Source organism: Streptomyces griseomycini, assembly GCF_014203535.1.
GTDB classification, from domain to species: domain Bacteria; phylum Actinomycetota; class Actinomycetes; order Streptomycetales; family Streptomycetaceae; genus Streptomyces; species Streptomyces griseomycini.
Genome location: NZ_JACHJI010000005.1, coordinates 91,872 through 108,752, shown reverse-complemented (window position 1 = coordinate 108,752; position 16,881 = coordinate 91,872). Strand labels below are relative to the sequence as shown.

At 75.2% G+C, this 16,881-nt stretch carries 16 protein-coding genes; 5 read left to right on the top strand and 11 right to left on the bottom strand.

From position 1 onward, the window contains the following. Nucleotides 1-13: 13 nt before the first annotated feature. A complete protein-coding gene (locus FHS37_RS15145) occupies nt 14-2,845 on the top strand; it encodes an AfsR/SARP family transcriptional regulator (RefSeq protein ID WP_184821344.1) in 2,832 nt (943 codons plus the stop codon). Nucleotides 2,846-2,858: 13 nt separating this feature from the next. On the opposite strand, the gene FHS37_RS15140 is transcribed toward FHS37_RS15145, so the two are convergent. The 3 genes from FHS37_RS15140 to FHS37_RS15130 form a co-directional block, all read right to left on the bottom strand. Continuing rightward, nucleotides 2,859-3,281, bottom strand: a complete 423-nt coding sequence (locus FHS37_RS15140) for a hypothetical protein (protein ID WP_184821342.1) — start codon at nt 3,279-3,281, stop codon at nt 2,859-2,861. Between the two features lie 472 nt (nt 3,282-3,753). Then, nucleotides 3,754-4,290, bottom strand: a complete 537-nt coding sequence (locus tag FHS37_RS15135; RefSeq protein WP_184821340.1) for a MarR family winged helix-turn-helix transcriptional regulator — start codon at nt 4,288-4,290, stop codon at nt 3,754-3,756. A 45-nt stretch (nt 4,291-4,335) separates the two neighbouring features. Further along, nucleotides 4,336-5,424, bottom strand: coding sequence for a PP2C family protein-serine/threonine phosphatase (locus FHS37_RS15130; RefSeq protein ID WP_184821338.1), 1,089 nt, complete (start codon nt 5,422-5,424; stop codon nt 4,336-4,338). A 516-nt stretch (nt 5,425-5,940) separates the two neighbouring features. On the opposite strand from FHS37_RS15130, the gene FHS37_RS15125 reads away from it, so the two are divergent. Continuing rightward, nucleotides 5,941-6,456: a hypothetical protein gene (locus FHS37_RS15125; RefSeq protein ID WP_184821336.1), complete on the top strand. Its 516-nt coding sequence runs from the start codon at nt 5,941-5,943 to the stop codon at nt 6,454-6,456. A 55-nt stretch (nt 6,457-6,511) separates the two neighbouring features. Here FHS37_RS15125 and pgm read toward each other — a convergent pair whose 3' ends face one another. The 8 genes from pgm to FHS37_RS15085 all read right to left on the bottom strand — a co-directional run bounded on the left by pgm (nt 6,512) and on the right by FHS37_RS15085 (nt 14,902). Beyond that, a complete protein-coding gene (gene pgm / locus FHS37_RS15120) occupies nt 6,512-8,152 on the bottom strand; it encodes a phosphoglucomutase (alpha-D-glucose-1,6-bisphosphate-dependent) (protein WP_184821334.1) in 1,641 nt (546 codons plus the stop codon). A 104-nt stretch (nt 8,153-8,256) separates the two neighbouring features. Continuing rightward, entirely contained in the window at nt 8,257-8,664 is a 408-nt protein-coding gene (locus FHS37_RS15115; protein WP_184821332.1) for a hypothetical protein, read from the bottom strand. Between the two features lie 57 nt (nt 8,665-8,721). After that, nucleotides 8,722-9,570 (bottom strand): STM4011 family radical SAM protein, encoded by an 849-nt coding sequence (locus FHS37_RS15110; protein WP_184821329.1) that lies wholly within the window; start codon nt 9,568-9,570, stop codon nt 8,722-8,724. An 11-nt stretch (nt 9,571-9,581) separates the two neighbouring features. Further along, nucleotides 9,582-10,958, bottom strand: a complete 1,377-nt coding sequence (locus FHS37_RS15105; RefSeq protein WP_184821327.1) for an STM4012 family radical SAM protein — start codon at nt 10,956-10,958, stop codon at nt 9,582-9,584. Then, the gene (locus FHS37_RS15100) at nt 10,955-11,776 is read right to left on the bottom strand and encodes an STM4013/SEN3800 family hydrolase (protein ID WP_184822109.1); all 822 of its coding nucleotides are present in this window, start codon (nt 11,774-11,776) and stop codon (nt 10,955-10,957) included. The genes FHS37_RS15105 and FHS37_RS15100 overlap by 4 nt, the downstream gene beginning before the upstream one ends. Nucleotides 11,777-11,807: 31 nt before the next feature. Continuing rightward, entirely contained in the window at nt 11,808-13,004 is a 1,197-nt protein-coding gene (locus FHS37_RS15095; RefSeq protein WP_184821325.1) for an STM4014 family protein, read from the bottom strand. Continuing rightward, nucleotides 12,985-13,938, bottom strand: coding sequence for an STM4015 family protein (locus tag FHS37_RS15090; protein WP_184821323.1), 954 nt, complete (start codon nt 13,936-13,938; stop codon nt 12,985-12,987). The genes FHS37_RS15095 and FHS37_RS15090 overlap by 20 nt, the downstream gene beginning before the upstream one ends. 7 nt (nt 13,939-13,945) lie before the next feature. Then, on the bottom strand, nt 13,946-14,902 hold the full coding sequence (locus FHS37_RS15085) for an STM4015 family protein (protein ID WP_184821321.1): 957 nt from the start codon (nt 14,900-14,902) through the stop codon (nt 13,946-13,948). A gap of 220 nt (nt 14,903-15,122) precedes the next feature. On the opposite strand from FHS37_RS15085, the gene FHS37_RS15080 reads away from it, so the two are divergent. The 3 genes from FHS37_RS15080 (at nt 15,123) to FHS37_RS15070 (ending at nt 16,834) form a co-directional block, all read left to right on the top strand. Further along, a complete protein-coding gene (locus FHS37_RS15080; protein WP_184821319.1) occupies nt 15,123-15,449 on the top strand; it encodes a DUF8820 family protein in 327 nt (108 codons plus the stop codon). Nucleotides 15,450-15,504: 55 nt separating this feature from the next. Continuing rightward, nucleotides 15,505-16,590 (top strand): DUF6745 domain-containing protein, encoded by a 1,086-nt coding sequence (locus FHS37_RS15075; protein ID WP_184821317.1) that lies wholly within the window; start codon nt 15,505-15,507, stop codon nt 16,588-16,590. 94 nt (nt 16,591-16,684) lie between these two features. Beyond that, nucleotides 16,685-16,834 carry a hypothetical protein gene (locus FHS37_RS15070; RefSeq protein WP_184821315.1) on the top strand — a complete coding sequence of 50 codons (150 nt, stop codon included), beginning with the start codon at nt 16,685-16,687 and terminating at the stop codon, nt 16,832-16,834. The last annotated feature ends 47 nt before the right edge of the window (nt 16,835-16,881 follow it).

Here is a 16,881-nt window from a genome sequence, read left to right as displayed (position 1 = left end):
CGGAGGGGGACGGATGGTGGTGGAGTTCGGTCTGCTCGGCACGATCGAGGCGCGCGTCGAGGGACTTCCGGTGAACGTGGGCCACATGCGGCAACGGTGTGTGCTGGCCGCTCTGCTCGTGGACGTCAACCGTGCGGTTCCGGTGGAGGCGCTCATCGACCGGGTGTGGGGCGAGCGGGCGCCGCAGCGGGTCAGGGAAACGCTCTACGGGTACCTGTCCCGACTGCGCCGGGCTCTGCGGACGGCACCGGGGGTGGCCATCTCGCGGCATCCCGGGGGCTACGTGCTGGAAGCGGACCCGCTGTCCGTGGACCTCCACCTGTTCCGGGACCTGGTCGTGCGTGCCCGGGAGGCCGACGACACCCGGGCGGCGGCCCTGATGCGGCAGGCGCTCGGGCTGTGGCGGGGCGAGCCCTTCGCCACCGTGGACGTCCCGTGGTTCTCCGATCTGCGCCGGGCCCTGGAGCGCGAGCGGTTCTCGGCCGAACTGGACCACATCGACATCCGGTCGCGCACCGGTCACCACGGTGAACTGCTGCCCGAGCTCACCGTGCGCGCCCGCGAACACCCGCTGGACGAGCGCCTGGCCGGTCAGCTCATGCTCGCCCTGTACCGCACCGGTCGCACCGCCGACGCCCTCGCCTGCTACGAGGACATCCGGCGGCGGCTGGCGCGCGAGCTGGGCACCGACCCGGGGCCGCGCCTGCGCGGTCTGCACCGGCAGATCCTCGCCAACGACCCGGCACTGTCCCCTCCCGAGGCCTCCCCGCGGCGCCCTGCCGCGGGCGCGGCGACGCGGTCGGTGCCCCGCCAGCTGCCCGCTCCGCCCGCGTTCTTCGTCGGCCGTGACGCGGAACTCGCCGTCCTGGACAAGCTGCTCGCTCCCCAGACCGAACCGCGCACCGCCATGCCCGTGTCGGTGATCTGCGGTGCCGGCGGGGTCGGCAAGACCTGGCTCGCGCTGCGCTGGGCACACAGCAGGCAGCAGCAGTTCCCCGACGGGCAGCTCTTCGCCGACCTCCGCGGTTTCACGCCCTCCGGGGACCCGGTGGACCCCTTCGTGGTGATCCGCGGTTTCCTCGAGGCCCTCGGCGTCGCGCCCGGGCGGACACCGGCCGCCCCCGACGCCCAGGCGGCCCTGTACCGCAGCCTCCTGGCGGACCGGCGCATGCTCGTCGTCCTGGACAACGCCCGTGACGGCGAGCAGGTCCTGCCGCTGCTGCCGGGCACGCCCGCCTGCACCGTCCTGATCAGCAGCCGCGCCCAGCTCACCGGACTGACGGCGTCGCACCAGGTCGCCCACCTGACGGTCGACGGGTTCGACTCCGCCACGGCGCGCGAGCTCCTGACCGGCCGGCTGGGTGCCGAACGGGTCGCCGCGGAACCCGACGCCGTCACCACCCTGGTGGGCCGGTGCGCCGGGCTCCCCCTCGCCCTGAGCGTCGTGGCCGCGCGGATCACCACCAACCCGGTGTGCACCCTGACCGACCTGACCGAGGAACTGCGCGAGAGCAGCACCCGCCTCGACGCGCTGGACACCGGCGAGAGCGCCACCGACGTGCGTACCGTCCTCGCCTCCTCCTACCGCGCCCTCGATCCGGACACCGCCCGGGTGTTCCGCCAGCTCGTGCAGGCACCCGGCCCCGACATCGCCCGGCCGGCGGCCCTCAGCCTCACGGGCCTTCCCCGGGCGGAGGCGCACCGGGCGCTGAACCGGCTCCGGGCCGCCCACCTTCTCCAGGAGCACGCTCCCGGCCGGTTCGGCTGCCACGACCTGCTGCACACGTACGCCCTCGAAGTGGCCGGGTCCGTGGACGGTGCGGAAGGCCGGGCGGCCCGCCTCCGGGTCCTCGACCACTACCTGCACACCGCCTGGTCGGCCGACCGCGTCCTGCACCCGCACCGGGACCCCGTCCGTCTGCCGCCCGCCGTGCACGGCGTACGACCGGAGGAGCTCACGACCCATGACCAGGCCATGGCCTGGTTCACCCGGGAGCGCCCGGCGCTCGTCGCCGCCGTGCACCAGGCCGCGCGCCACGGCCACGCGTCCCACACCTGGCGACTGGCCTGGGCCCTGACGACCTTCCTGACCCGAAGCGGACGGTGGAGCGACGTCGCGGCCGTGCACACCGCGGCGCTGGAGGCCGCGGTCCGGCTCGGTGACGCGGACGCCCAGGCCGAGTCCCACCGCGCGCTCGCCTGGGAGCGCATCGAAGCGGGCGACCACGAAACGGCGCACCGCCTGCTGACCCGGGCGCTGTCCCTGGCCGAGGACAGCGGTCAGGAACGGTCCGAGGCCCACACCCACCTGGCTCTCGGATGGCTCCACGAGCACACGGGCGACCGGTCGGCGGCGCTGCACCACGACCAGCAGGCATTACTCCTGTTCACACGGCTGGGCCACCGAGCCGGGCTGGCCCGCGCCCTGAACGCCGTGGCCTGGGACCACGCCCAGCAGGGCGACCACCGAACGGCCGTGGCCCACTGCGAGCGGGCCATGGCCATCCAGGGAGAACTCGGTGACCTGCGCGGGCAGGCCGACACGCTGGACACGCTCGGCTGCGCCTACCAGCAGCTAGGGGAGCACGCGCGAGCCCTCGCCTGCCACCGGCGGGGCCTGGAACTCCACCGTGCGCTGGGCCACCGCTTCAACGAGGCGGAGGCCCTGGTGCACCTCGGTCAGGCCCACCGGGCCCTGGGCGACCGGGACGCCGCGGGACGGGCACTGCGACAGGCCCTCGACGTCTACCGGGACATCGAGGTCCACCCCTCGCACCTGGAGCGGACCCTCGCGCTGCTCGACTCGCTCGGCACCGACGGCACCGACGGCGGCGTCACGCGGTGACCCCGGGACCGCGTCAGGCCCCGGCGCCCGGGGCCGGGTCCCGGCGCTGGATCCGCATGCCGGGGCGGCGGCGGTGGACGGTGAGGTAGGTCAGGCCCTCGGGGCCGGCCGTGAGGGCGCGGGTGGAACCGTGCGGGAGCCAGGTCAGGGCGCCGGCGGGGAGGGGGTGGGTGCCGTCGGGGGCGGTCAGGGTGCCGTCGCCGGCGAGCACGAGCAGGAGGACGTCGAGGTCGGGCTCGCGGTGGGTGTCGACCCGCTGTCCGGGCGGGACGCGGACGACGTTGGCGTCGAGTTGCCGGCCGGACTCGGCGAGCCGCCACAGGGCGCCGGCGGGCGCGTCGCCGAGGGCCGCCAGCGAAGCCGTGTCGCACAGGATCCGGGGGAGCGGGACGTCGCCGCCCGGCGTGCCCCGGACCTCGCTGCCGTCTGCCGTCATCCGGTGTCACCGTCCCGTGTGCCCGACCGCGCCGGCCGCCCGCGGCCGTCCTCCGGAGGGGAACCTAGCACGCCGGTCCGGGCAGGTCCGCGGGCCGGTCCGGCAGGACGCGGCCGGTCTCCGCGGGTCGTCCTCCCGCCGGAGCCGGTGGCCGCGGCCGTCGAGGAGGTGACGCCCCGTCGGTCCGGGGAGCCTGCGGGGAACGCCCCGATCGCGTCGGCCCTCCACGCGGTGGACGCGTACGGGCCGCCTCCGACGGACAGGGACGGCCGGGGCGGTCGGCGGCGCCGGGGGCACCGGGCCCCGGGAAGCCGCGGACGAGCACAGCGTCAGCGTGCCGGCGCCCTGCTCCGCCACGTGCGGCCGGCCCGCGGGCGAGGGGACGGGCCGGTGTGCGGGGCCGTTCGCGGAGTGCGGTGGCCCGGGCCCTGCGGGGGACGTCCGAAGCTCTCCGGTGCCCCGGTCGTCGCCCTCACGTGTCGCGCGCCCCGGCACCGTCCACCGCCCACCCGAGGGGGTGCACCTGCGTGCCGCCGGGTTCGGCGGCGGTCGGTTCGCCGCCGGCCTCGTTGAAGGCGGTGAGCGCCTTGACCAGCGCCTCCCGCTGGCGCGGCGCCAGCCGCTCGACGATCGCGGCGATCTCGGCGCGGCGCCGCGCGGTGACGTCCTCGACGATGCGCCGGCCCTCGTCGGTGAGGCGCAGCAGCGTCTCCCGGCGGTTGGCGGGGTTGGTCTGCCGGTCGGCGAACCCGGCCGCGATCAGCCGGTCGACCATGCGCATCGCGGTGGACGGGGCGACCCGGAGCAGGTCGGCGAGTGCGACCAGCTTGGTCGCGCCGCGGGTGGAGAGCACCACCAGCATCCGGAACTGCGGCAGCGTCACCCGGTCCTCGACGGCGGCCAGCGACCGCGCCGAGACGGCCACCAGCAGGCGCGAGGCGGTCAGGACCGCGCGGGTGACCGCCTCGACGTCGTCCACGGTCCCGACGGGTGTCTCACGCTCCGGCATGTGTCCTTTGTACATCGCCCGCACCCCGCCGGGGCCGGCGCCCGCTCACCCGGTGGACGCGGGGCCCCGGTCCCCGCGCCGGTGATAGCGGAGCAGGAGCATCGCCGCGTCGTCGCCGGGCGGCCCGCCGGCGTGCTGGACCAGGTCCTCGCGCAGGGCCTCCAGGGCGCGGTTGGCGTCGGGTTCCTTGAGCAGGTGCGTGCGCTCGCCCAGCGGGTAGAAGTGCCCGTCCCGGTCGCGGGCCTCGGTCACGCCGTCCGTGTAGAGCAGCAGTTGCTCGCCCGGTGCGAACGCCACGCGGAAGGGCTCCGGGCCGTCGGCCCCGTGCGCGGACAGGCCCAGCGGCAGCGCGTACGACGGCGGCTCGGGGAAGTCCGCGCCGCCGTCGCGGCGTACGAGCATCGGGGCCGGATGGCCGTAGTTGAGGAAGACGACCTCCCGGTCGGCGCGGATCTCCGCGAGGATCGCGGTGACGAACCGCTCGCCTTCCAGTTCGCGGGCCGCGCTGCGCTCGACCCGCTCGCCGAGCCCGAGCAGGTCCGGCTCGTCGTAGGCGGCCTCCCGGAAGGCGCCGAGCACCACGGCGGCCGTCTCCACCGCGGCCAGTCCCTTGCCCTGCACGTCGCCCACGATGACCCGGACGCCGTGCGGCGAGGCCACCACCTCGTAGAGGTCCCCGCCGATGCGGGCCTCCGCGACGGCGGACGTGTAGGACACCGCGACCTGGACCGGGCCGGCGGTCAGCGGCACCGGCCGCAGCAGCACGCGCTGCGCGACCTCCGCGATCGAGCGGACGCTGGCCAGTTCCGCCTCCCGGCGCGAGCGGGCCAGCGCGGCCGCGATGCCGACGCCGGTGACTCCGGCCACCGACGCCATGGCGGTGTAACCGCGGGGTGCCGGGAACAGCCCGTTGTAGAGGCCCAGACCGACGCAGAGCAGCAGCGCCAGAGCGCCGATCACCGCGGTACGGCGCCAGCCGCCGACCAGTCCGGCGAAGGCGGGCCCGAGCGACACCAGCGGCAGCAGCCCGATCCCCGGGCCCGCCACGACGTCGACGACGGCGATCACCGCCATCACCGCGAGCGGCATCCAGGACAGCGCCGTCCGGTTCGGCGGCGGGTTCTTGTCGGTCATGGCCTGCTCCAGCGGATGTCGAGGGCGCTCGAGAGCCGCCCGTTTCCTCCGCAGACGCCCCTCCCCCACCTTTAGACTATGCAAAGGTCAGAGGCGCGTCGCGGCCGGTGGGACACACCTTTATCCAATCGAGTCCGGCCGCGTCCGGCGACCGCCGCCTCCCGGACTCCTCCGCGGGACGGCGCGGCGCCCCGGACGGGACGTCCGGGGCGCCTTCCCGCGGCAGCCGCTTCCCCGTGTGCCGCGGTGCCCGTGGTGCTGTGGTGCTGTGGTGCTGTGGTGCTGTGGTGCCACCAGAGTGACATGTGCGGCCGGTGGGGCGAGGCGGGTGCGGGCAACGTCCGCCGCCCGTAAGGTTTCCGAGCGGAATCGGCGGGATCGGCCGTTGCACGGCAGCGAGCGGTCCGGCCCGCTGTTCCGACCTTCTTGCGCTGTGCAATGATCATGGCGGGGCCCTGGTGCGCGTGAGCCGTGGCGTCGTCGGCGGGCTCCGGCACACGAGAGGAATGGACGGACGTGACCGCGCAGAGGCCGGACGACGGCGGAACGCCGAGGGACCGGGACGACGTGCCGTCCCTGCCCGAGGACGTCTGGCAGCGGTTCCTCACGGACGACGAACACGCCATCCGGGCCTCCGCCCCCAGGGAGCCCTCCGCGCGGCAGCGGGCGTCGGGGCGGTGGCCGCGGCCGCCGCGCACCGGCGACGGCGCGGAGCAGCGGTACGACGCGGCGGACGCGGTCGGCGACCTGTGGCACCCGGACGATCCGTGGGAGGGCCCGTCCTGGCGGGACCTGGACGGGCGCGCCAGGCTGCGCCGCGTCGGCCGTGTGGTGGGCACGGCCGCCGCGATCGCCCTGGCCCTGGGCGCCTGGTCCCAGCTGTCCACCGGCGCGGGCACACCGGCCGAGGGGCCCGGCGACACCGTTCTGCAGCAGTCGGAGGACGCCCCTGCGGAACTGCCCACGGCGACGTCCCTGCCGGTCGGTCTGACCTCCCCGTCCCCGTCCGCCTCCACGGACCGGTCCGGCTGACGCGCCGCCGTCCCCGTACCGCGCGGTACGGGGACGGCCCGGGCAGGGCGCCTGCTCAGCCGCCCAGTGCCGCGAGGACCACCGCCTTGGCCTCCTCCTGCACCCGGCGGAGGTGGTCGGGGCCCTGGAACGACTCGGCGTAGATCTTGTAGACGTCCTCGGTGCCCGACGGGCGGGCGGCGAACCAGGCGCTGTCGGTGGTCACCTTGATGCCCCCGATGGCCGCGCCGTTGCCGGGGGCCTCGGTGAGCACCGCGGTGACCGCCTCCCCGGCGAGGGTGTCCGCGGTGACCTGGGCCGGCGAGAGCTTCGCCAGGCGTGCCTTCTCCTCGCGGGTCGCCGGGGCGTCGATCCGCTCGTAGGCGGGCTCGCCGAAGCGGGCGGTGAGCGCGGCGTAGTGCTCGGAGGGGGTCCTGCCGGTGACCGCCGTGATCTCGGAGGCGAGCAGCGCGAGGATGATGCCGTCCTTGTCGGTGGTCCACACCGAGCCGTCGCGGCGCAGGAACGAGGCGCCGGCCGACTCCTCGCCGCCGAAGCCGAGGGTGCCGCCCGCGAGTCCGTCCACGAACCACTTGAACCCGACGGGCACCTCGACCAGTTCGCGCTTCAGGTCGGCGGCGACCCGGTCGATCATCGCCGAGGACACCAGCGTCTTGCCGACCCCCGCCCCGGACGGCCACTGCTCGCGGTGCGCGTACAGGTAGCCGATGGCCGTGGCGAGGTAGTGGTTGGGGTTCATCAGCCCGGCGTCCGGGGTGACGATGCCGTGCCGGTCGGCGTCGGCGTCGTTGCCGGTGGCGATGTCGAAGCGGTCGCGCTGCCCGATGAGGGACGCCATGGCGTGCGGCGACGAGCAGTCCATGCGGATCCTGCCGTCCCAGTCCAGGGTCATGAACCGCCAGGTGGGGTCGGTGAGCGGGTTGACCACCGTGAGGTCGAGGCCGTGCTGCTCGGCGATCCGGCCCCAGTAGGCGACGGACGCCCCGCCCAGCGGGTCGGCGCCGATGCGCACGCCGGCCGCGCGGATCGCGTCCAGGTCCAGGACGTTCGGCAGGTCCGCGACGTAGGTGCCGAGGAAGTCGTACCGGCCCGTTCCGGGTGCGGCGAGGGCACGGGCGTACGGGATGCGGCGGACGTCCTGGAGGCCGCCGCGGATGATGTCGTTGGCCCGGTCCTGGATCCAGCCGGTCGCCTCGGAGCCGGCGGGACCGCCGCTCGGCGGGTTGTACTTGAATCCGCCGTCGGCGGGCGGGTTGTGGGACGGGGTGACGACGACCCCGTCCGCGAGGCCCGTGGCGCGGCCCCGGTTGTGGGTGAGGACGGCGTGCGAGACCGCCGGGGTCGGGGTGTAGCCGTCGGCGCTGTCGATGAGCACCGTGACCCCGTTGGCCGCGAACACCTCCAGGGCGGTGACCCGTGCGGGCTCGGACAGCGCGTGGGTGTCGGCGCCGAGGAAGAGCGGGCCGTCGGTGCCCTGCCGGGCGCGGTACTCGCAGATGGCCTGGCTGGTCGCGGCGATGTGGTCGTCGTTGAACGCGGCCGCCAGGGACGAGCCGCGGTGTCCCGAGGTCCCGAACGCCACGCGCTGGCCCGGGTCCTCGGGGTCGGGGTGCAGGGCGTAGTACGCCGTGACCAGCCGAGCGACGTCGACGAGATCCTCGGGGCCGGCCGGGCCGCCCGCTCGCTCGTGCTGCATGTGCCCACTCCTTGGCAGGGGTTGGTTCTTCGCTTGCGGACACATCTTTCCTCTTCGGGGCGGCGCCGCGCGAGTGGGGCCCGGCCCGCCCGGCCGTCCCGGTGTCAGATCCGTCCGCCGGTCATCCGGGTGAGAGGGCCGTGGGTGTGGCGTTCCGCGCGGCGGCCCACCGCGTAGGACGCGGCGCTCAGCACGGTCAGGCCGGCGCCGACACCTGCGGCGACGAGCTTGCGCTGCGCGATGACGGTCCAGGCGGTCCTGGCGCCGGCCGCGACCTGGCCCGAGGTGGCGACGACCGCGCGGCGGCCCGCCTCGACGCCCTTGGCCGCGCTCCGCACGGCGCCGTTCGCCGCTCCGGCCGCGCGCTCGGCGCCCGACGCGGCGGCCGACGCCGCGTCACCCGCCCGGTCGGCGGCGGGGGCGGTCGCCCGGTCCGTCGCTTTCCGGGCCCTGGACGCGGCGGACCGGGTGGTGGTGGTCTTCCGATTCGGGCTCTTGTTCTGTTCGCTCATGGACACCGACTTGCCGCTGACCCCCGCGGCAAACACGTCCGGTCGCGCGGCCCGCGCTCACCCGGGCGACGCCGGTATCCGTTCCAGCACACCGCCCGCGAACACGTCGTACAGCGGCAGCGTCTCCAGGTGGACGTAGCCGATGTGGCAGTCGCAGGTGGTGAGCGGGCAGGGGCGCGGGCGCAGTGCCGCGCGGTAGGTGCCGTCGTAGAGGTTGCCGAGCTCCGTGCGGACGAAGTGGCAGCGGCGGACCGTGCCCTCGCCGTCGACCGAGATCACGGACTCCCCGGTGCGGCACGGCAGGCCCGCGCTGGCGTGGGGCCGGCGGCTGTAGGGGAAGAGCGGGTCCAGCGCGGTCCACACGCCGGCCTCGGCGTCGTCGTAGGTGTGGCCCTCGGCGGCGTTGACCCACAGGTACACCCGGTCGGGCAGGTCGGCGCGCAGCCGCCGGGCCGCCTCGAGGTGCTCGGGCAGGCCGACGACGCCGACGCTGAACCGGGCGCCGAGGCGGACCAGCTCGCGGCACTTGGCCAGGAAGCGGTCGTACGGGGTCTGCCCCGGGTGGTACGTGCACCACAGCGCGAGGGTGCCGAGGTCGGCGTCGGCGAGCCAGTCGGTGCGGCAGCTGAGGTTGGTCTGGACGGCGACGCGGCGGACGTGGGGCTGGTGGGACAGGTGCGTCAGGGCGTCCCGGTACCAGGAGCGGACCAGTCCCTCGCCCCAGGGGGTGAAGAGGAGGGAGAGCCGGTCGGTGGTCTGGGCGGTGGCCCAGCCGGCGAACCTCTCCAGGCAGGCCCGGTCCGTGCGGAGTTGCTCGCGGCTGTCGCGGCGCTTGGCGAAGGGGCAGTACGGGCAGTCGTAGTCGCACGAGGCCAGCGGACCCCGGTAGAGGAGGGTCAGGTCCATCGGGGCGGGTCTCACTTCCGCTCGTAGGCGGCCATGGCGGACCGCACGGCCGGGGAGAACAGCTCCGGGCCGACGGCGTCGGAGTGGGCCAGGCCCTCGGGGGTCAGACGCAGGCGTGCGGCGTGCGGACCGGCGTCCTCCAGCCAGCCGCGGCCGGCGAACCGGGACAGCTCGGCGGCGAAGTCGTCCCGCGGCGCGCGGCCGCCGAACCGGGCCCGGTAGTCGGCGACGTCGAGCCCGTCGGCCTGGAGCAGGGACTGCAGGAGGTGCCGGCGGCGGGCCTCGTCGGTGTCGATGCGGCGGCCGTACTCGGCACGGGCGAAGTCGGCGGCCGGGCGGGAGACGTAGTCGTCGACGATCCCCCGGATCTCGTGCATGCCGACGGCGTAGTCGAAGGAGTAGTGCAGGCCTGCGGTGTAGGAGCGGGCGCCGCAGCCGAGGCCGATCATGCCGTCGGTCTGGCAGGCGTAGTCGTCCGCGCCCTGCGGCGGTGCGTCCGCGCGGCGGAACATGCGCATGGACCGCTGCTCGTAGCCGTGCGCGAGGAGGTGGTCGCGGCCCAGGCGGTACAGGCGCAGCCGCTGCTCGTCCCAGGCCGGGTCGGGGTCGCCGGCGCGGCGGCCGAGGCCGGTGAGGGGGCGTATGTACAGGGGGTAGAGGTAGAGCTCCTCGGGGTGCCAGGCGAGGGCCGCGTCCAGGGAGCGCAGCCAGGTCCGTTCGGTCTGGCCGTCGATGCCGTAGATCAGGTCGATGTTGAGGACGGGGATCCGGGCGTCGCGGATGCGGCCGAGGGCCGCCTCGACGTCGGCGCGGCGCTGCGGTCGCACGGCGGCGCGGGCCTCGGCGTCGTCGAAGCTCTGCACGCCGAGGCTGAGGCGGGTGGTGCCGCGCGCGGCCAGGACCTCCAGCCGGTCGGCGGTGGCCGTGGCGGGCGAGGCCTCCACCGACAGCGGGACCGCGCGCAGGTCGGCGCCCATCCGGTGCTCGGCGATGTCGCACAGCCGCTCCAGTTCGGCGGCGGTGAGGAAGGTGGGGGTGCCGCCGCCGAAGGCCGCGGTGGCGAACCGCACCGGCTCCCGCTCCCCCAGTGCCTCCCGCACGGCACTCGCCTGCCGGTCCAGGGCGTCCAGGTAGGCGCCGGTCAGACCGTCCGGGGCGCCGATGCGGGTGAACAGGTTGCAGAAGCCGCAGCGGATCTCGCAGAACGGGACGTGCAGGTAGAGGGAGAGGGCGTTCTTGGGTTCGGCGGCCCAGAGGGCGGCGAGGCGGGGGCGCTCGGGGAGCCTCCGGTAGGCGGTCTTGTGCGGGTAGGCGTAGACGTAGCTCTGGTACGGGCCCGCCGCGCCCGCGTCGTCGGTGCCGGGCCGGGGACGGGTGGCGGTGGTCATCGGGCTGCCTCCGCGGGGGTGCGGTCCAGGAAGAAGTGGGCGTAGGGCACGGTCCACACGGACTCGTGGCCGATGCGGTGGCCGGTGTAGCCGTCGTCGCCGTACGCGGTGCCGTGGTCGGAGCAGACGATGGCGAAGCAGCGGCGCCGGCTGCCCGCGGCGGCGAACAGCCGGCCGATGTGGCGGTCGACGTACTCCAGGGCGGCGGCGTGCGTCTCCCGGGTGTCGCCGTCCTCGCGGGTCGCGCCGGGCCGGTGGAACCAGTTGGGCTGGTGCAGGGCGGCGACGTTGACGAAGAGGAACAGGCGCTGTTCGTCCGGCAGTTCGCGTACGACGTGTTCCGCGCGGGCCACCTGTGCCTCGAACGAGGTGGGTGAGGCCACGCCGAACTCGGGTTCCCAGTGGGACTCCTGGAAGAGGCCGGGCAGGACCGAGCCGAGCGGGCCCTGTCCGTTGAAGAAGCCGACCCCGCCGATGCACACCGTGCGGTAGCCCTCCTCCGCCAGGCCGGACACCAGGTCGGGGGTGTCGTAGACGAAGGTCTTCCCCGCCGTGGTCTCGCTGCCGGCGAAGCGCGCCGCGAACAGGCGCGGGTGCGGGCCGGGCGCGGCGGGGGTCGGCAGGAAGCCGGCGAAGATCGCCTGGTGCGAGGCGTAGGTGAAGCTGCCCGGGGCGTGCCGCTGCTCCCAGCGCCCGCCGGGCAGATGGCGGGCCAGGTTCGGGATGCGGCCGGCGGCGGCGAGTTCGGCGGCGACGTCGTGGCGCAGGGTGTCGAGGGTGACGAGCAGGATGTCGTGGCTGCCGACGATCTCGTTCATGTCCGGGTCGGGCGGCGTCGAGGACATCGGTTCAGGCGCTGACATGGGTGCTTCCCGTTCTGTGCGAGTGGCTGTGCGCGTGGTGCTGATGGTGCGGGTGGGACGGATCGGCGGTGCGGCGCAGGACCGCCGCGACCTGGGCCGCGTAGGTGTCGAGGCCCTCCGCTCCGCTGCCCGGCAGTCCCGTGAGGCGGGGCAGCAGGTCACCGAAGGCGTTGACCTCGCCGACCGCGAACCGGCGCCAGCCGACGGCCGGGAGCAGGTCGACGCCCACGCACAGGGTGCGCGGGAAGCAGGCCGCCGCGCGCTCGCACACCGCGAGGACGTCCGCCCAGCGGGCACCGGCCGCCTCGACGGCGTCGCGTGCCGCGTCGAGGTCGCCGCGGCTGCCGCCGAGGTGGAGGTTGGTCAGCGGTGAGGCGCTGGTGCGCACGACCGCGTGGGTGGCGCGGCCGGCCACCACCACCACCCGCAGGTCGGCGGCGCGCCCCCGCTGGGAGGCCTTGGGCAGCCAGCGCTCGAGGTGGAGACCGTCCGGGGCGAGCGTGTCCACGATGGCGGCGACGTCCCGCTCCCGTTCGTAGCGGCGCACCTCGAGGGAGTTGAACAGCCTTCCGTCCGGGGTGAGTTCGACGGAGGTGGTGGCCCGGACGCGACCGCCGCCCGCCGCCTCCACGGCGAGCACCCCGGAGGCCGAGGAGCCGTGCGCGAGCTTGACGAAGAGCCTCGGCATGCGGTGGTCGCGCATGACGGCGCGCACGTCGTCCCAGCCGGTCACCCGTACGGCACCGGGTCCGGAGGTGGGTGAGGGGGGCACGGGGACGTCCGCCGCGGCGAGGGCGGCGTGGCAGCGCCGCTTGTCGAACAGGACGGCCAGTTCGTCCGCGTCGTCGAGACGGACCCCGCCCCGCAGACCGCGCACCGCCTCGGTGAACCGCGCGTACCAGAGCGCCGAGCCCTCGACCCGGGTCGGGTCCTGCACACCGCGCAGCAGCCGGTCGACCTCGGGGTTCTCGCCGGGTGAGTCGAGCCGGACGGTCTCGTCGGCGGCGAACTCGGCTCCGTCCGCGCGCAGCACCCGTTCCCAGGGCACGACGCGCGGTGCGGGCAGTCCGGCCGCGCGGACGGCGTCGGCGAAGAGGGTCACCCTGCGGTTGTCCGGGTTGCCCACGACGGCGAAGCGCGGTGCCGGGCCGGCCGGCGCCCGGTCACTCCCCGACCGCGACATAGCGCTCCTCCGGCCGGTGGGTGCTGCGCCGGGCGGGCCCGAGGCCGAGGTCCGGGACGTGCGGTCCCAGCGCCTCGCGCACGCGGCGGGCCATCTCCTCGCTCATGAAGTGGTGTCCGAGGTCGAGCGCCCGCAGATGGGTCAGCGGCTGTCCCGAGAGCAGCGCGGTCGCCCCTTCGTCGCTGAGGGTGCCCATGCTCAGGTCGAGGGAGTCCAGGCCCGCGACGACGGGCGCGGCGGCCACCGCCGCGGCGATCTCGTCCTGGATGTCGCTGTTGCACAGGCCGAGGTGGCGCAGTCCGGGGCTGCGGTCCAGCGCGGCCAGGAGTGCCCGGACGTCGGCGGCGGTGCAGTCACCGCCGTACCAGCCGGTGCCCAGCCACAGCTCCAGGTGGTGCAGGGCGGGCAGGTCGCAGGCGGCCAGGGCGCGCACCGGCTCGGAGGGCAGGCCGCCGCACTCGACGCGCAGCCTGCGCAGCGCCTCGTGCCGCAGCGGCTCGATCACCAGGTCCTCGACGCCGCGCAGGCCGAGCTCGCACAGACCGGGCCAGGCGCGCAGCACCCGGCTGACGTCGCCCTGCTTGATCCAGGAGATCTCCGACTCCTCGGACACGACGTCCGCGAGGAACACCGCCCGCAGCCTCGGGAACCGGTGCGCCTCGGCCGTGAGCAGGTCGAGGACGGGCTCGATCCCGTGCTCGTCCCACTCCTCCCACCAGGCACCGACGACCAGGGCCACGACCTCGTCGGTGCGGACCCGGTCCAGGAACCGGTTCCACCGTCGCTCGAACGGGACGTCCCATTCGGTCGACAGCCGCCAGGCGACCGAGGCCGGAGCGGGGAGTTCCGCGCCGGTGCCCTCCTCGCCGTCGGCGTCGAGGAGATGCACGGGCAGTCCGTGGAAGTGCGTCAGACGAGAGGGGTGGTAGCTCACTTCGCGCTCACTCCCCCACGGCGACGTAGCGGTGGACGGTGCCGTCGTCGTCCTCGTCCCGTTCGGCGTCGTCCTGGTCGAGGTCCACCTCGACGCCCGCGGGTTCCAGCGTCTCGCGCAGGCGCTGCCGGAGGGCCTCGCCGATGTAGTTGTGGTGCAGGTCCAGCTTCCGCAGGTGGGTCAGCGGCTGGCCGCCGAGGAGGGCGGCGGCGCCGTCGTCGCCCAGGGTGCCCATGGACAGGTCGAGCACGTCGAGCCGGGCGACCACCGCGGCCGACGCCACGGCGGCGGCGACCTCGTCCTGGATCTCGCTGTTGCGCAGGGCCAGGTGCCGCAGCCGGGGCAGCCGGGCCCCGGACAGGATCGGCGCCAGGTCGGCAACCTCGCTGTCGGCGCCGTACCAGGAGGTGCCGAGCCACAGGTCGAGGTGTTCCAGCGCGGGCAGTTCGCCGGCCCCGACGCCGCGGACGACCTCCACCGGCAGGCCGCCGGTCTCCACGACCAGCTTGCGCAGCCCGTCGTGGCGCAGGGCGGGGAACACCAGCCCCTGGCCCCCGCGCACACCGAACTCCTCCAGTTCGGGGAAGCCGGCCAGCAGCGGCGCGACGTCGCCCTGGGTGATCCAGGAGATCTCGCACTCCTCGAACACGATGTCCCCGAGGAACACCGCCCGCAGGGCGGGCAGCCGGTCGCGCGCGGCCACCAGCGCCTCGATGACGTGGGAGGGAGCGGAGTCGTACGCGTCCTCCCAGACGCCGACGATCAGGGCGCGGACCCGCGTGGTGTCGACCGCGGCGCAGAAGCGGGCGAAGACCTCCGTCCACGCGTTCCCGGCGTCGTACGTCGCGGCGGCGATCCGCCAGGCCACGGCGTCGGGTTCGGGCAGTCCCGTCGTCTCGCCGGTCCCGGGGAAGGTGAAGGCGGGGAGGCCGTACAGCTCCTCGAGGTGGCCACCGATCGTCATACGGACTGCTCCTGTCGTGTGCCGGGCGGAACGGGGTGGTGCGCGTGCGGAGCCGCCACGGAGCACGGGTGCGAGCCGTTCGGCGGGTCGGGCAGAAGTTCTACCAACAGGGACTGACAACACCCGGCGGCGGGGGCGGTGACGGTCCGTTGTCAGTGGCGGTTCGTACTGTCTGCGCGTGGACTCCGGAGCACCGTGCGCCGGAGCGGAGGGGAGAGTCATGTACCGGCAGGGAGACGTGCTGATCGTGCCCGTCGCGGACGAGGCGGTGCCGTCCCACGTCCCGGACGCGCCCAAGGAGCCGCGCGACGCCCGGGGGCGGCTCGTGCTGGCCCTCGGGGAGGTCACCGGACATGCCCACGCGGTGGTCGGCCGGGGCGAACTCGTGCGGGAGCCGGGTCCCTTCGGGCCGTTCCTGCTGCACCTGCCGGAGGGCGGCCGGGTGGTCCACGAGGAGCACGCCGCGATCGCGCTGCCCAAGGGGTGGTACCGCGTGATCCGCCAGCGGGAGTACGTCCCCGGTTCGGTGCGGCTGGTGGCCGACTGACGGGCGCGGCGACCGGACGAGAGACCGACCGAGCACAGGACAGGGGACGTTGACGATGACGATCACGCAGGAGAGCGGCGCGGCGGCCGGGACCGGCGGCTTCGAGGACGGGACGCACGCGGGCCACGCGGGCCACGCGGACCGGGCGGGGCACTGGCGCGCGTGGGCGGCGGCCGCCGTGCCCGCCGACCGTGCCGCGGCGGAGGAGGGCGTCCGGGCGGCGTACCGCAGCGCCGGGCTGGCCGAGCCGGACCGCGTGATCTGGGCCGGGTCGCCGCGCGAGGGCGTGACGCTGGTACGGGAGGGGGCGGACTTCGGGGCGAGCGTGCGTGAGGCGGTGCGCACGGCACCGTGGGCGGCCGAACGCCGTCGTCTGCACGAGGAGTTGGGTGCGGCGGGCTGGTCCCGGCACTGGGCGCGGACCGGCGGGGCCCTGTGGGACGCCACGCAGGCGCTGGTCGACCGGATCCGCACCGGGGTGCTCGACGACCTCGCCGCCGACGACCGGGACGCCCGCACCGGGACACGGCTGATCCTGCTGGACGCGCTGCTCGGACAGCACGACGCGCCGTGGCTGGCCGCCCTGCACACCGACGGTTCCCCGCTCGAGGGGCTGGCCCGGGTGTGCCGCAGCGCCGGCTGGTGGTGGCCGTTCGAGAAGGTGGCGGTGGTGTGCGAGCGCCCCGTCGCGCTGCACCGGGACGAGGCCGGCCGGCTGGACCGCGGTGACGGCCCCGCCCTGGAGTTCCCCGACGGCTTCGCCCTGTGCGCCTGGCGGGGCATGCCGGTGCCGCGCGCCTTCCTGGAGGAGCTGCGCACCCTCACCCCGGAGCGGGTCCGGGCCGAGGAGAACGCCGAACTGCGGCGGGTGATGCTCGAGCACTACGGCTACGACCGCTACCTGGCCGACTCCGGGGCCAGGCCGGTGCACCGGGACGGCACGGGCACGCTCTGGCGCATCGAACTGGACGGCGACGAGCCGGTCGCCATGGTCGAGGTCCTCAACTCCACACCCGAGCCGGACGGCACCCACCGCACGTACTGGCTCCGCGTTCCGCCGGACACGCGGACGGCCCGGGAGGGGGTAGCGTGGACGTTCGGCCTGGGGGCCGAGGTGTACGAGCCGCTGAAGGAGACGTGAGCCCGTCCGCGGGCCCGGGGGCTGAGTCCGCCCGCAGGGGGTATCCGGTAGGACGTCGAGGACGCGAGCGGACACCTAGGAAAGGAGTCGTGCCATGCCGGGCATGATGGAACGCATCAAGCGGTTCGCGAGGAGCCCTCAGGGGCGGCGTACGGCCGAGCAGGCGCGGCGGGCCGCGGCCGACCCGCGGCGCCGGGCCCAGGCCCAGCGTCTGCTGGGCAGGCTCCGCGGCGGCCACCGTTGACCCACTCCGCTCCTGCCTCCGCGCGGCCCGGCACGCACCTGCCCGGG

What these genes read in the sequence shown, in the direction of transcription:
- FHS37_RS15145 (WP_184821344.1), top strand. Translation starts at nt 14, where the DNA reads ATGGTGGTGGAGTTCGGTCTGCTCGGCACGATCGAGGCGCGCGTCGAG.
- FHS37_RS15140 (WP_184821342.1), bottom strand. Translation starts at nt 3,281, where the DNA reads ATGACGGCAGACGGCAGCGAGGTCCGGGGCACGCCGGGCGGCGACGTC.
- FHS37_RS15135 (WP_184821340.1), bottom strand. Translation starts at nt 4,290, where the DNA reads ATGCCGGAGCGTGAGACACCCGTCGGGACCGTGGACGACGTCGAGGCG.
- FHS37_RS15130 (WP_184821338.1), bottom strand. Translation starts at nt 5,424, where the DNA reads ATGACCGACAAGAACCCGCCGCCGAACCGGACGGCGCTGTCCTGGATG.
- pgm (WP_184821334.1), bottom strand. Translation starts at nt 8,152, where the DNA reads ATGCAGCACGAGCGAGCGGGCGGCCCGGCCGGCCCCGAGGATCTCGTC.
- FHS37_RS15115 (WP_184821332.1), bottom strand. Translation starts at nt 8,664, where the DNA reads ATGAGCGAACAGAACAAGAGCCCGAATCGGAAGACCACCACCACCCGG.
- FHS37_RS15110 (WP_184821329.1), bottom strand. Translation starts at nt 9,570, where the DNA reads ATGGACCTGACCCTCCTCTACCGGGGTCCGCTGGCCTCGTGCGACTAC.
- FHS37_RS15105 (WP_184821327.1), bottom strand. Translation starts at nt 10,958, where the DNA reads ATGACCACCGCCACCCGTCCCCGGCCCGGCACCGACGACGCGGGCGCG.
- FHS37_RS15100 (WP_184822109.1), bottom strand. Translation starts at nt 11,776, where the DNA reads ATGAACGAGATCGTCGGCAGCCACGACATCCTGCTCGTCACCCTCGAC.
- FHS37_RS15095 (WP_184821325.1), bottom strand. Translation starts at nt 13,004, where the DNA reads ATGTCGCGGTCGGGGAGTGACCGGGCGCCGGCCGGCCCGGCACCGCGC.
- FHS37_RS15085 (WP_184821321.1), bottom strand. Translation starts at nt 14,902, where the DNA reads ATGACGATCGGTGGCCACCTCGAGGAGCTGTACGGCCTCCCCGCCTTC.
- FHS37_RS15080 (WP_184821319.1), top strand. Translation starts at nt 15,123, where the DNA reads ATGTACCGGCAGGGAGACGTGCTGATCGTGCCCGTCGCGGACGAGGCG.
- FHS37_RS15075 (WP_184821317.1), top strand. Translation starts at nt 15,505, where the DNA reads ATGACGATCACGCAGGAGAGCGGCGCGGCGGCCGGGACCGGCGGCTTC.
- FHS37_RS15070 (WP_184821315.1), top strand. Translation starts at nt 16,685, where the DNA reads ATGCCGGGCATGATGGAACGCATCAAGCGGTTCGCGAGGAGCCCTCAG.